This is a genomic window from Adhaeribacter radiodurans (assembly GCF_014075995.1).
GTDB classification, from domain to species: Bacteria; Bacteroidota; Bacteroidia; order Cytophagales; family Hymenobacteraceae; genus Adhaeribacter; species Adhaeribacter radiodurans.
Map to the genome: position 1 here is coordinate 1,398,122 of NZ_CP055153.1, position 13,371 is coordinate 1,411,492.

At 39.6% G+C, this 13,371-nt stretch carries 11 protein-coding genes; 1 reads left to right on the top strand and 10 read right to left on the bottom strand.

The window, feature by feature from the left end; all coding sequences use genetic code 11:
• Window positions 1-8: 8 nt before the first annotated feature.
• From HUW48_RS05980 to HUW48_RS06000, 5 genes are all read right to left on the bottom strand, one after another.
• A complete protein-coding gene (locus tag HUW48_RS05980; protein WP_182414814.1) occupies window positions 9-683 on the bottom strand; it encodes a response regulator transcription factor in 675 nt (224 codons plus the stop codon).
• A gap of 130 nt (window positions 684-813) precedes the next feature.
• Window positions 814-1,326, bottom strand: coding sequence for a hypothetical protein (locus HUW48_RS05985; protein ID WP_182414815.1), 513 nt, complete (start codon window positions 1,324-1,326; stop codon window positions 814-816).
• Between the two features lie 109 nt (window positions 1,327-1,435).
• Window positions 1,436-2,227 carry an SAM-dependent methyltransferase gene (locus HUW48_RS05990; RefSeq protein WP_182414816.1) on the bottom strand — a complete coding sequence of 264 codons (792 nt, stop codon included), beginning with the start codon at window positions 2,225-2,227 and terminating at the stop codon, window positions 1,436-1,438.
• Window positions 2,228-2,503: 276 nt separating this feature from the next.
• The gene (locus HUW48_RS05995; RefSeq protein ID WP_182414817.1) at window positions 2,504-3,178 is read right to left on the bottom strand and encodes an oxidoreductase; all 675 of its coding nucleotides are present in this window, start codon (window positions 3,176-3,178) and stop codon (window positions 2,504-2,506) included.
• Window positions 3,179-3,372: 194 nt separating this feature from the next.
• A complete protein-coding gene (locus HUW48_RS06000; RefSeq protein ID WP_182414818.1) occupies window positions 3,373-4,230 on the bottom strand; it encodes an alpha/beta fold hydrolase in 858 nt (285 codons plus the stop codon).
• A gap of 221 nt (window positions 4,231-4,451) precedes the next feature.
• Between HUW48_RS06000 and HUW48_RS06005 the strand changes: the two genes are divergently transcribed.
• Window positions 4,452-5,057, top strand: a complete 606-nt coding sequence (locus HUW48_RS06005; protein WP_182414819.1) for an HAD family hydrolase — start codon at window positions 4,452-4,454, stop codon at window positions 5,055-5,057.
• A 115-nt stretch (window positions 5,058-5,172) separates the two neighbouring features.
• Here the strand turns inward: HUW48_RS06005 and HUW48_RS06010 are convergent, their stop codons facing one another.
• The 5 genes from HUW48_RS06010 to HUW48_RS06030 form a co-directional block, all read right to left on the bottom strand.
• A complete protein-coding gene (locus tag HUW48_RS06010) occupies window positions 5,173-5,964 on the bottom strand; it encodes a glutaminyl-peptide cyclotransferase (protein WP_182414820.1) in 792 nt (263 codons plus the stop codon).
• Window positions 5,965-6,156: 192 nt separating this feature from the next.
• Complete coding sequence (locus HUW48_RS06015; RefSeq protein ID WP_182414821.1) at window positions 6,157-6,990, bottom strand: amidohydrolase family protein; 834 nt, start codon at window positions 6,988-6,990, stop codon at window positions 6,157-6,159.
• Between the two features lie 3 nt (window positions 6,991-6,993).
• The gene (locus HUW48_RS06020) at window positions 6,994-8,271 is read right to left on the bottom strand and encodes a purple acid phosphatase family protein (protein WP_182414822.1); all 1,278 of its coding nucleotides are present in this window, start codon (window positions 8,269-8,271) and stop codon (window positions 6,994-6,996) included.
• Window positions 8,272-8,516: 245 nt separating this feature from the next.
• Complete coding sequence (locus HUW48_RS06025) at window positions 8,517-12,116, bottom strand: PAS domain S-box protein (protein WP_182414823.1); 3,600 nt, start codon at window positions 12,114-12,116, stop codon at window positions 8,517-8,519.
• Between the two features lie 379 nt (window positions 12,117-12,495).
• The gene (locus tag HUW48_RS06030; RefSeq protein ID WP_182414824.1) at window positions 12,496-13,350 is read right to left on the bottom strand and encodes a fumarylacetoacetate hydrolase family protein; all 855 of its coding nucleotides are present in this window, start codon (window positions 13,348-13,350) and stop codon (window positions 12,496-12,498) included.
• Window positions 13,351-13,371 lie beyond the last annotated feature (21 nt).

Genomic DNA, 13,371 nt, shown 5'->3' on the forward strand with positions numbered 1-13,371 from the left:
ATTAGCACTTATTTACTAAACCACTTACGGTCCTGCGCCATTTTAATGGCCGCCCATTTATTTTTTACTTCTAATTTATTGTAAATTCTTTTTATGTGCGTTTGAACCGTATGAGAACTAATGAATAATTTTTGGGAGATAGTTTGAGCCGAATGCCCTATGGTTAATAATTCCAGAATTTCTAGTTCTCTTTTCGATAATGTTCCAAGATTGGACGCCGGGGTAACAGCATCTTTATTACTTGTAAGCGTTTGGTTACGCAATATTTCTAAAGCTTTTTTTGCAATACTCGGCGACATATAAGCGCCGCCATCTTTTATATCCCAAATGGCTTGGGCTATTACCGGTGTAGGCTCTTCTTTTAGTAAATAACCGCTGGCACCCGCTTGTATTGCCCGGAAAATGTGTTCGTCATCGTTGTTTACTGCCAGTATAATAAATTGCATTTCCGGAAATTTAACTTTTGCCTGGTAAGTAGTTTCGATGCTGTCCGGTAAGTTCATTTGAATACTAATTAAAACCACCTCCGGCAAATTATCAGACGTTGATGTTTGTATAATTTCCAGGAATTGCAAACCATTGGTACATACTTGAACAACTATAAAACCCGGAAAGGATGTTAAACGCTGTTCCAGGTTTTCGCGCAACATCTGGTTATCCTCTACTATGGCAATTTTTACCATTTAAGTTGCGTTTGAACAGGTTTAAGTTTTAGATTTTAATGAGTAACAGCTTGGAATTAGCTCAAAATAAATTTTTATTAGGTAATAAGTACAGTTGCCCTAAACCGAGAGGTGTAACCGTATGCTACTCTTAAAAAGCATAACGTACGGTTAAGCCGGCATCTCCGTAGCCATAAATACCACCCGGAATTGTTTCTACAAATGGTTTAAAGTCGAGGGTGAGTGTAAACGGAATCTCGGAAAATTTGTACTCCAAGCCCAGAATTCCATCTACTCCTACCGCAAACATGGTAACCTCGCGGTAATCGTAATGGCGGGCACGGTGGTAATAATCACTCCGGTAATTACCTAAATGACCACCTAAACCGTAAAACCACTTTAATCCTCGAGTTTGAAAAGCAGTTCCATGTTTTTCGTAGAGCAGAGTTAATAGTAAACCTCGGCGGCGGTTGCCAGTTCCTAAAATGCCTTCTACGGCTGCATCGCTTTTAATAAAATGTTTAATGGATAAGCCAGTAGCATAATAGCCACCCCGCAAACCAATACCTGTTTTATAAGTAGTGCCCCCTTTTTGAGCAAAACTGGTATTCGTAAGAACAAGTAATAAACAAAACAGAAAAAAAGTAAAGGTATATTGCCTCATAAAGGACTGGCTAATGGAATAATCAGGATGTATAAATTACAATTTGCTTTATAATTTATCCTGCATAAATTATACCATAACCAATTTTTGGAGGTATATAAATGAAGAACTAACTCTTAGATTTAGGTTTATAGGTCTGTAAATAAGTGTTTTTATCGGTGCGGCGGGCAATAAGCCGAAAGAAAGTGATAATACCTGCTGCATCGGCCGTTAAAGCGCGCGCAAAGGGATCTTTATGTTGTTTTCCCTGGTAATCACGAATGTACTCCTGGCGGATAAGGTCAGCAGCGGGTAGTTCTTCGGCGGTTGTAATTTCTACTAAACCGGTCTTTTCCCAAAGTTGCCGCCACCAGTTAATAGAATGAATAAAGTACCAATAATTTTGAAAATCTTTCCTTAAAAACGGTGGTACCTCTTGCAAAGTAGTGATTTCTCGGGTAAAGCACACATCGGCAATAGCCAGATAGCCTCCAGGTTTAATAAATTTACAAATGTAAGGTAAGTATTTTTCGTCGGTACCAAAGTAAGTATAGGCATCTACTACTATTACCGCATCAAAATATTCTTCCGGAAAAGGTAGTTCCCGGGCATTGCCTTCCAATGGAAATACCGTTTCAGCTACCCCTGCTTCCTGCACTCTTTCTAAATTTTCGGTCGGAGCAATGGCTTCATCTACTGCCCATACGCGTACGCCGTATTCCTTGGCTAAAAAAATAGAACTAATTGCTTTGCCGCATCCTAAATCCAATACCCGCATTCCGGGCTTTAAAGATACAAGAGCGGTGAGACTTTCCAGGTTAAACAATACATTTTCGCCCATGGAGTGCTGCCGTACCCATTGCTGATCGTACCGGGCAGAGCGGGGAAAAGTAGCATATAATTTATTTTTAGTAATAGCCATACGTTAGTCAATAAACAATAGTCCATAGTCTACGGAAAGTATTACTGTACGGATGGATTATAGCGCTTTTCTACAGGCATTAAAGATATGATAAGGAAAGAGGCACTAATATCAAGATAGTAGATGTTAGACTCTTTTTGTGATTAAATAATTGATCACTAATAAAGTACTGCAATAGCCTAGCCATCCAATTTAGTAAATTGATTTTGTCCGATTACATAATTACTATTCGCCTTTCCTAATCTCACTGGGCTAATAAGTGTCTATTGGATTACATTATAACTTAGCGGTGGCAGCAATCCGGGCAGAGGAATAAATACTGATACCGGCACCATCTTGAGCAGCTGCATATAACATAGCTTTTGCTACATCGCGGGCATGAATGGGTTTGTAGGGGCGTAATGGCCCGACAAAAACAAAAGGAAATATTTTAGCGAATACCTGAGCTGCTTGCTCCCCCAATCTTTTCTCATGGCGCTGACCTAAGAGCAACGAAGGTTGAAAAATATGAACCCCTAAAAAGTGCAAAGGTTTTATGGCAGCTTCCATTTTACCTTTTACCTGGTTGTAAAATATGCGTGAGTTGGCATCGGCACCCATCGCGGATACTACCAGAAACTGAGAAGCAAAATTTGCTGCGGTAATACTCGCCAATTTCATCACGTAGGTAAAATCTACTTTATAAAAGTTTTCTTTGGAGCCGGCTTGTTTTATTGTAGTACCCAGGCAACAAAAAATATCATCGGCAATTAGGCTATGGTGGTAACTTTCTAAAATTTCAAAATCCACCAGTTTTTGCTCCAGTTTCGGGTGTTCAATGGGTAACAATTTTCTACCTATTGAAATTACCTTTTTGTAGCGGCTACTTTGTAAAAGTAAATCCAGGCAATAGCTGCCTACCAAGCCACTGGCACCAGCAATAATCGCGGTTTTAGGAGCAGTAGAAATCATACGGGTTACGCCTTAATATTTTAGGTGAGAGAAATGCATTAGAGAAATCTAAAGTAAGCCTATTTTACTAAATCATGCTCAAATTAGTTTTAATAGATTCGGATTTCTCTTTTCGTTGTTCTGAATTTTAAATCATTTTTCAATAATTTACTTTACTAAAAATAACTGAGATTAGGTTCTGCTATAAATAAGCTTTAAGCCGGAGACTGAATAAACGCTAGAATAGATTGGTTTATTAAATCTGGTTTTTCGTGGTGTAGCCAATGGGTGGCTTCGTTAATAAATTTTAATTTACCGTTGCGGCATTGATCTATGCTGGGCTGCGCCATTTCGGTTATTAGAAAAGCATCTTTTTTGCCCCAAAGCAATAAGGTAGGAACTGTTATTAAATCAGTAGTGGTTACCAGATTGTATTTATAAGCCCGGTACCAGTTAATCATGGCAGTTAGAGCACCGGGTTGCCGCCAAGCAGTTTTGTATAATTCTAATTGCTCCTTCGGAAAAGTATTGGGAAGCGCCGTATTTACCAAAGTTTTCTCTAACGACCGGTAATTAAAAACGCGGCTCAACCATTCCGGCAAAAAAGGTATTTGAAAAAAGCCAGCGTACCAGCTCCGACGTCTTTGATTGGAATTGTGGAGCAAGTGTTCGTGCATTACAACCGGGTGCGGCATATTCAGGATTATAACTTTTTCTATTATCTCGGGGCAATTAAGTGCCATTGCCCAGGCCACCGCTCCGCCCCAATCGTGCCCTACTAAATAAACTTTATCGGTTGTAAGCTGCTCTATTAAACCTGCTATATCGCTGGTTAAGAACTTAAGGTTATAAGATTTTACACCGTTTGGTTTGCTGCTTTTGTTATACCCTCTTTGGTCTGGTGCTACCGCGTGAAATCCGTTTTCGGCAAAAAAATAAAGTTGTTTATACCAGGCTTGGCCCATTTCCGGAAAACCGTGTAAAAAAAGAATTAAGGGTTGGCCAGGAGTGCCTGCTTCATAAGTACGTAAACTTACTCCATTTACTTTATACGTTTTTTGTTCAACCATCATACTCTGCCTACTACTGTAAAACTTAAAACCAGGATGTACAGAATTACTAATTTTAAAGATTAGGCACTCTATGTATTCAGATGTTTCGAATTCATAAGCTGGTTTTTGAAGAAATGCAATTAGATATTTGATTTTTGTTGCCTTTAACAAAATAATACTTCTATAAATAAAAATAATCTGTTTAAACTTACTCCCGAGAAATTAATAGGAATAAACTACCAATGATACAAACTATAATTTTTGACTTAGGCGGCGTTTTTGTTGATTGGAATCCTCAGTACTTATACCGGAAAATTTTTACCGACGAATCCGAAATGCATTATTTTTTAGAAAATATTTGTACTGCGGATTGGAACGAAGAGCAAGACGGCGGACGAACTATACAAGAAGCTACAGATTATCTGCTGGCCAAACACCCGGAGTACGCCGATAATATTCGGGCTTATTACGAGCGTTGGCCAGAAATGCTGGGTGGCCTTATTTCGGGAACGGTAGATATTTTTAAAGAACTGAAAGCGAAAAAGGAGTATAATTTTTACGCGCTCACTAACTGGTCCGCCGAAACTTACCCGATTGCCCAGGAAAAATATGAATTTCTGAGCTGGTTTGATGGAGTAGTGGTATCAGGTACGGAAAAGGACCGTAAGCCTTTCGCCTCTTTCTATCAGACTTTATTAAACCGGTACAACGTTAATGTCTCCGAAGCAATATTTATTGATGATAACCTGCGGAACGTACACGCCGCAGAAGCTGTAGGGATTAAAACCATTCATTTTACCTCGCCCGAAGCCTTACGAGCCGAGTTGAATGCTTTAGGTATCTTGTAAAGGTAAAATTTAACAGATTATGTAAAAGTGCACAATAGTAAATTTGTGTTATAAAAAAGTAAAACCCGGTAAGTTTTGGTGCTTACCGGGTTTTACTTTTTTATTTTCAGAACACTTAAGGCTTTATTTTTATTTCGAAAATATTTGGCCAGAGTTTACCGGTAACATAAAAGGTGCTGGCCGCTTGATTGTAAGCAATGCCATTCATTTCCAGTGCGTTCGGGTTTATTTTTTTTACTTCATTAATAAGCGGAGTAAGATCTAATATTCCGGTAGCCTGACCGCTGGCAGCATCAATTTTTACAATGCTATTGGTGGTATAAATGTTAGCGTACAGCACATTATTGACGTATTCCAGTTCATTTAAATTTACGAGCGGGTCGTAATTATATTTTACATTTAAGGTTTTAACTGTTTTAAAAGTAGTAGGGTCGAGGTAAGTTAATAAGTTGGTGCCATCGCTCATTATTAAATGAGTACCGTCGGTAGTTAGGCCCCAACCTTCCTTGCTCGGAAAAGTAAATTCCTGTAATTTCTGGTACGTTTTAGCGTCGTAAACAAAGCCAATTTTGGTGGTATAGGTGAGCTGGTATATCTTTCCGTTTAAAATAACCATTCCTTCGCCAAAATATTTGGTTCTATCTAATTTTACTTTTTCATCAATTTTACCGGTTTTTAAATCAACGGGGCCTAGTACAGAGCGCGTTTGGGGCATTTCTTCCGGCGAACCGGTACTTTCGTATAATTGCCCATCCTGTACGAGCAAGCCTTCGGTAAAAGCAGTAGTATCATGCGGAAAAGTACGGACTAGTTCGTAGGTTAAAGTAACAGGTGCTACTATTGCTGGTTCTTGGTTCACCGTTTGCGATTCGGTTGTTTCTTTTTTATCGCCCGAGCAACTAATCATTAGCCCAAAACTTAAAATAAGGAAAAAGATACTGGTATAATTATTTTTCAAATTTAATGGAATATAATAAACAAGGTATTTCACAGATGAAGTAAGTAAAAGATAACAATAGCGCTAAGTTAGAGGATACATGGTACAGGTCAAGGTACTTATTTTTAATTTTGACTTAAATACCAGTTTTGAAACGCTTAACTACTTTACTAAATTATAAAACCGGATAGCATTTTTGCCCAAGATAGCTGGCTGTTCCGAGGCAGAAAGCTTATTAATAAAATCCAGAACTACCTGCATCACTGCCTCATATTCTCCGGCCAAACGGCAAACCGGCCAATCGGAGCCAATTAATAAACGATCTGGGCCAAAAGCTTCTAGAGCTACTTCTAAATAAGGGCGTATATCTTGCGGTTGCCAATTATGCCAATCGGCTTCGGTAACTAACCCGGATAATTTAGCAAATACGAAAGGGTGTTGAGCCAACTTTTTCAAATCATTCGCCCAAGGTTGTAATTCAGTTTTTTTAATGAAAGGTTTTGCTAAATGGTCGAGCACAAATTTTTGCTCCGGAAAATGAGCTACAAACTCCGCGGCCACTGGTAAATGGCGGGGGTAAATTAATATGTCGTAAGTAAGGCCAAGTGGTTGGAGAGCCGAAATGCCTTTTAAGAAAGCGGGTTGTAACAAGAATAAATCATCGGGCTCATCCTGAACAACATGACGTACTCCTTTAAATAACTGATTTTGAGCGAAATAGGCTAATCGTTCGGGAGCATTTTCGGCTCGTAAATCTACCCAACCAACTACGCCTTTAATAAAAGAAAATTTAGTCGCTAAGTTTAGTAAAAATTCTGTCTCAGCTTCGGTTTGGGAGGCTTGCACTGCTACGCATCCGGCAAAGCCTACCTGCTCCAGTTCTGGTTGAAGATCTGAGGGTAAATAATGGCGCTGTAAAATGGCCATTTCAGGGGTAATCCAGGCGTGGGTAGAGGGGGAATATTGCCAAAAATGCTGGTGCGCGTCTATTTTCATTCGTTATTTATCAAGCTTGGGTAAAGTATTGTTAAAATGCCGTTCGGTAGTTACATCAGCTTTTAATTCCACTATCTTATTAGGTTTGCCCGCTTGCTTACGCAGTTCAAAGGTATCGTAAACTTCGCCGGTAACGGTTATGGACTGGTACAAAAGCCGGTCACTTTCTACCGTTATAACTTGATAAAGCTGCGTATTTTCGGCTATGCGTTCCATCCAAGGTTTAGACTTTACCTCATACATTTTAGGGCCACTTACTGATACTACGTAAACCGTACCCGCTTCTTTATCTTTGTAAGTTACTCTCCGGGGCAGATTAATGCCCCGGGCATAATTATGTTCGTGGCCCTGCATTACTAAATCCACTTTATATTTATCAAAAATCGGTTTCCAGTATTTTGCTAAATTATTAATTTCGGAGCGACCCGAAGTGGAAAAAACCGGGTAATGAAAAAATACAAAAGTCCAGGGTTGGGGATTATGCTGCAAAACTTTCTCCAGCCAATCGGCTTGCGCGGGTACGTGCATCATGGAGTTCAGCGAAATAATGCGGGCATTCTGGTAATCAACGTAATAATTGGTGTCTTCCAGGCCTTTTACTCCGTTTGCGGGTAAGGTAAATTGCGGTTGCCACAAGCGGGTAAGGGTGGGTATAGCTAAGGTACGCGTATATTCGTGGTTGCCCGGACACGGTAAACTGGGAATAGTAGCATGAATAAAACTACCCGCTGCAAACCATTCCTGCCATTCCGCATCTGTTTCGGCGTGATTAATTAAATCGCCGGTATGTACCATAAATTTAGCCTGCGGCGCACTGGCATACGCCGCCCGTATCGTGCGCGACCATAATGAAAATAATTCATTTTGGGCATCGCCGAGGTAAATAAAAGAAAAAGGTTCGGGTTGGTTATTCGCCGTTTTGTATTGATACCATTCGCTCCAATAGGTGCCATCGCCTACCCGGTAAGCATATAAAGTATTGGGTTTTAATTTAGTAAAATTTACGTGGTGGTATAAAGCAGCTCCGCTTTCGGTTTTGATAGATTCGGTGCTGGCCGGAATAACCTGGGTCGGAGAAGTAAAATAGGGAGAAGCATTGGATTCGGCAACTTCTGCACGAGGTGTTTTAACGGAATTATCGGTGCGCCAAGTTACGGTGAAAGATTGGGTAGGATCGCTTACCCAACTCAATATTATTCGATCGGGCCGTGGCGAAGGAGTAGCATTTACCGGCGAAACAAGAGTAGTTTCTAGATTTTGCGACCAGCATTTGCAAAACATAAATACCAAAAAAAATAAATTTCCGAGAAAAAAACGGTTTACTCTCCGCAACATACAATTCGTAGATAATTTGAGTAAAGTAGCGTAATTTTCTTTTAATGGGTTGCTTCTTTCGGTTATTTAAATTTATATGAATAATTTAAAATCTTGTATCTAATTTACTTAAGACTAAAATAAGTCTGAATTATAGCTTACGAACGTGTTCTTTCACTTACCAAAACTAATCGCCTGAAAATTTATTAAACTTAAATTTTAGATAAAATTTCTGATTGTGTATGCTTAGAAATTTTTAAATGCAGCTCCGCCGGATCAATAGGTTTACTTACGAAATCGTTCATTCCTACTTGCAGTGCTTTCTGGCGGGCATCTGGCATAACATTGGCGGTTAGGGCAATAATGGGCACCTCGGCATTACGACCGCCCATTTTCCGAATTAGTTGGGTCGCTTCAAAACCATCCATCACGGGCATTTGTAAGTCCATTAAAATTATATCGTACGGTTGCTGCTGCACTTTTTCTACAGCAATTTTCCCATTAATAGCGCAATCGGGGGTAATACCCCAATTTTCTAAAAAGCGGGTGGCAACAAGCTGATTAATTTCGTTATCCTCTACCAAAAGCAACCGCAAATGATCTAAATTCTGGAAAGTACCCGTTGCGTAATATAAATCAGGAGGAGCTACCTGCTGTAATCTTTTTGTAAAGGCGAGGGTTACGGTAAAAGTGCTACCTTTCGCTTCGGTACTTTCTACTGTAATGCGGCCACCTTGTAGTTCTACTAATCGCTTTGTAATAGTTAAACCTAAACCAGTACCACCAAATTTACGCGTAGTATCTGATTGGGCTTGCGTGAAACTCTCAAAAATAAGGTCTAATTTATCTGCCGGAATGCCAATTCCTGTATCTGTTACCGAAAATGATATTTCAATTTGGTCGGCAGTTTCTCTTTCCAAGATTACATCAATAGTAATAGTACCTTGAGCGGTAAACTTAATGGCATTTGAAAGTAAATTACTAATAATCTGATTTAAACGAACCGGATCACCCGCAATAACAGCTGGCAAAGTATTATCCAAACAGGCCCTTATTTTTAAATCTTTTTCGTTGGCCTGGTAGCCAAATGAATGCCGAATATTTTTAATTAATTCAGATAAATTAAAATCTATTTTTTCAAAAGAAATTTTACCAGCTTCTATTTTACTGTAGTCCAGAATATCGTTGATAAGAACAAGTAAATTTTCGCTGGAAAGACGCAAGATTTTTAAGTTTTCAATTTGTTCGGATTTAGGATTTTCCTGCAAAAGTAAGTGCGATATACCAATTACAGCATTCAGCGGTGTCCGGATTTCGTGGCTCATCGTGGATAAAAACATTTCCTTTGCCCGCACCAATTCTTCTGCCTGCTCTTTAGCTTTAATAAGTTCTTGTTCAATTTGCTTGCGATCCGTAATATCCTGTACAGTACCCAGTAAACGACTGGGTTGGCCAACCTCATCAAATTCTATACGCCCTAAAACGCAGGTATAGCGCAAGTTACCACTCGGTAAGATTAAGCGTAACTCTATTGCATATGATTGGTGTTCGGTAATAGCTAGCTCTAATTTTTCAATTAACAGAGGCACATCGTCCGGATGAAGGATAGTCAGATATTCTTCCATAGAAAGTGCTTTTTCCCGGGGCTCAAAACCCGAAATACGAAATGCTTCTTCCGACCAGACAACTTCTTCGGTTTTTAAATTGATTGACCAGGAACCTAAATGCGCAATTTGCTGTGATTCGTTAAGCAAATTGCGGTTTTCTAGTAATTTGTGTTCTGCCTTTTTAGCTTCGGTAATATCTGTTGCAATGCATAATACCTGGGCTTGATTATCTTTCTGGATAAAGGGTACTTTTAATAAATGATAGCACGATCGTTTGCCATCTTGCGAAGAAATAACGTGCATCTCATTTATCTCTACTGTTTGACCGGTTTCTAGTACCTGACGATCTTGTTCCAGGCTTAAAGCAGCTTCTTCCGGAGTAGATTCAAATTCCTGCGAAGTTCGGCCAATTAAGTAATCTGCCGGAAAACCCAGGAAATTAGCAAATGCCCGATTAACCAATGTGAATTTACCCGCATTGTCTTTCAGGTAAATTAAATTGGGGTTGGTATCAATAACCTGCTGCACTAATTCTTTCTGGTAGTGCAGTTCTGTTTCCATTTCTTTGCGGTCGGTAATATCAAAGCCGTATCCAATTACAAATTGTAGATTTCCAGTTTGGTCAAATATTGGGTTAAAGCGGCGGAGATGGTATTTTGGTTTTTGGTTAGCCTTAACACTTACATCTTCCCAGTGCACAATCTGCTTTTCGCAGATTGCCTGATTAAATGCTTGCTCGCGCTGGTAGGCAATTTGAATATCGCGATTACGATAGGTACAATATTCCCGATCATTTTTCCCAATCATCCAAGCCCGCACCTCCGGATCCTTTACCGCCATCGGGTTGAGGAACATATAGCGTTGCTGCTGATCTAATACCGCAATATCCGAAGGAATATTATTTAAAATACTTTCGTAAAAGGTACGCTGCTGCTCTAGTTTTTCTTCACCTAACTTACGTTCCGAAATGTTGTTTAAGATTAAAATAAGACCATCTTCCAGTTTGTTGGCAATTAACTGTAACCAATGTTTCTTTCCTTCTAAGTCAAAGAAAACCTGATCTTGATATAAAGGTAAATTTTCTTCAATAACCTGTTTAAATAAAGGCAGCACAATTTCTGTGTTTACCGGACCCGCTAAGCTTGAAACAGATTGCCCAATTAATTCATTTGCCTTTTTACCAATAATGTTTTCGGTTGCATGGTTGAGCATCGTCCACTCAAAATCTAAAATTTCACCAGCTTTGTTCCGAATGCTGCGGAAAGCACATATACCCGAAGGAGAGTTATCTAAAACGTGAATGAGTAGATGTTCCAAATTCAGGTTTTCACTACCCGTTCGGCGCAGTTTGGTAATGTCTCGGGCTATGGCGAACAATTTCCCATTTACCGCCTGGGCGTTCCAGCTTAACCAGCGTATAGTACCATCTTTCGCAAAATAGCGCGTTTCGGATTCAACCGCTTTGTGATAAGGCAGTTCTTCTAACAAGTCCATCCAGTGTGATTTATCATCCGGATGAATAAATTCATCTATCGAATTTCCTATCAAATCGTGGGCAGAATAGCCCATAATAGATTCAAAAGCAGCGTTTACTTCTAAAAGCCTTTTTGTATTTATATCAATAATGCACATCATTTCAGAGCTGTAATTAAACAGCATCTGGTAAAGGTGCAAGCGATTATTTTCCAGCTCCAGGTTTTTACGATGACGACGCAGTTCTAAATGCGATACTACTTCCCGGGCCAACGTTTGTAGCGCATGGCGTTGGGCGTCGTTTAAGGTTTTAGGAGTAGAATCAATTACGCACAAGGCACCTATCCTGTATCCTCCCGGGCTAATTAGTGGAGCGCCGGCATAAAACCGAATGTGCGGATCTCCTAAAACCGAGGGATAAGTACTAAATAAAGTATCCTGGTGCGCATCGTTTATTTCCAGTATATCATCATTTAAAATGGTGTACTGGCAAAAAGAAGTATCACGCGGGGTTGGCGTTAAATCCATCCCAATGGCTGATTTAAACCACTGGCAATTTTGATCAATCAGGGAAATATGAGAGATAGGCGTATTGCAAACATAAGCCGCTAATTTAGTGATAGCATCAAAGTCAGCTTCTGCTTCGGTATCTAATATCTCGTACTGATGAAGAACATGTAAACGTTCTTTTTCTTCTTGCGGAGTATGGAAAGTAAATTTAGAATCAAGCATTCAGGGATCGTAATTGGGTGGCGGCTCTTAAATACTGGTTAGCTTTATTAGAAGAATTATACTTACTAAGACAATCAAAATTTGAAAATAATTCAGCGTACATGAAACAATTATCCTTGCTTGGCTTTGTAATAATAGCCATTACCTCTGGCTACAATAATACTAGCTAAGAAAATAGGAGAAAGGCTTAAGATGAAAGGTAAAAGGATTAAATTGAATTTTAGATAATCTAAAAATAGAAGTGATAATATTAAATAAAAAAAATGCAATAAAAAGCTAAGATGTAGTATTTAAGAGAAGCTTTTTTTAATATAAAAACAGGCAGTAAAAATCTTGCATTTTAACTGCCTGTCCAGATTACTTACGGTATTATTTAATTTTAGCTAAATGCTTGGGCTACTTGTTTAGAGGTTCCTAAACCATCTATTCCTAACTCCACTACATCACCTGGTTTTAAATAATGAGGTGGTTTAAAACCTAAACCTACTCCAGCCGGAGTACCCGTAGAAATAATATCGCCGGGCAATAAAGACATAAACTGACTCAGGTAACTTACTACAAAAGGTACGTTAAATATAAGATTGCTGGTATTTCCGTCTTGCTTTTTTTCGCCGTTTACGGTTAGCCATAGCCGCAAATTATGTACATCAGCAACTTCGTCTTTGGTGGCTAAGAATGGTCCGAGTGGCGCAAAAGTATCGCAGCTTTTACCTTTAACCCATTGGCCCCCGCGTTCTAACTGAAAAGCCCGTTCGCTATAATCATTGTGGAGGGCATAACCGGCTACGTAATCCAGAGCTTCGGATTCGTCTACGTAAGAAGTTTTTTTACCAATAATTACCGCTAGTTCTACTTCCCAATCCGTTTTTTCGCTGTTTTTCGGAATAATTAAATCATCGTTCGGACCCACTAAAGAAGAGGTAGCTTTAAAGAAAACGATGGGTTCCTGCGGAGTTGCCGCATTGGTTTCTTTGGCGTGGTCGGAATAATTAAGGCCAATACAAATTATTTTACTTGGGCGCGCAATGGGCGGTCCTAATCGGGTTTCGGGGCTTACTTCAGGAGCCGAAGCGGCGTTTGCATCTGCCCAGGCTTGCAAGCGGACTAAGCCATCGGTGGCAAAAAACTGTTCGGTATAATCTTCTCCAAAGGCGCTAACGTCTATACGGCGGTTATCAGGTAATTGCAAACCCGGCTTTTCCTGACCAGGCGCTCCAAAACGGATTAGTTTCATGTATGCTTGAGATGCTAAGAG

Excerpts from the sequence above, each read along its gene's own strand:
- HUW48_RS05980 (WP_182414814.1), bottom strand. The coding sequence starts at position 683 with ATGGTAAAAATTGCCATAGTAGAGGATAACCAGATGTTGCGCGAAAAC.
- HUW48_RS05985 (WP_182414815.1), bottom strand. The coding sequence starts at position 1,326 with ATGAGGCAATATACCTTTACTTTTTTTCTGTTTTGTTTATTACTTGTT.
- HUW48_RS05990 (WP_182414816.1), bottom strand. The coding sequence starts at position 2,227 with ATGGCTATTACTAAAAATAAATTATATGCTACTTTTCCCCGCTCTGCC.
- HUW48_RS05995 (WP_182414817.1), bottom strand. The coding sequence starts at position 3,178 with ATGATTTCTACTGCTCCTAAAACCGCGATTATTGCTGGTGCCAGTGGC.
- HUW48_RS06000 (WP_182414818.1), bottom strand. The coding sequence starts at position 4,230 with ATGATGGTTGAACAAAAAACGTATAAAGTAAATGGAGTAAGTTTACGT.
- HUW48_RS06005 (WP_182414819.1), top strand. The coding sequence starts at position 4,452 with ATGATACAAACTATAATTTTTGACTTAGGCGGCGTTTTTGTTGATTGG.
- HUW48_RS06010 (WP_182414820.1), bottom strand. The coding sequence starts at position 5,964 with ATGATTAGTTGCTCGGGCGATAAAAAAGAAACAACCGAATCGCAAACG.
- HUW48_RS06015 (WP_182414821.1), bottom strand. The coding sequence starts at position 6,990 with ATGAAAATAGACGCGCACCAGCATTTTTGGCAATATTCCCCCTCTACC.
- HUW48_RS06020 (WP_182414822.1), bottom strand. The coding sequence starts at position 8,271 with ATGTTTTGCAAATGCTGGTCGCAAAATCTAGAAACTACTCTTGTTTCG.
- HUW48_RS06025 (WP_182414823.1), bottom strand. The coding sequence starts at position 12,116 with ATGCTTGATTCTAAATTTACTTTCCATACTCCGCAAGAAGAAAAAGAA.
- HUW48_RS06030 (WP_182414824.1), bottom strand. The coding sequence starts at position 13,350 with ATGAAACTAATCCGTTTTGGAGCGCCTGGTCAGGAAAAGCCGGGTTTG.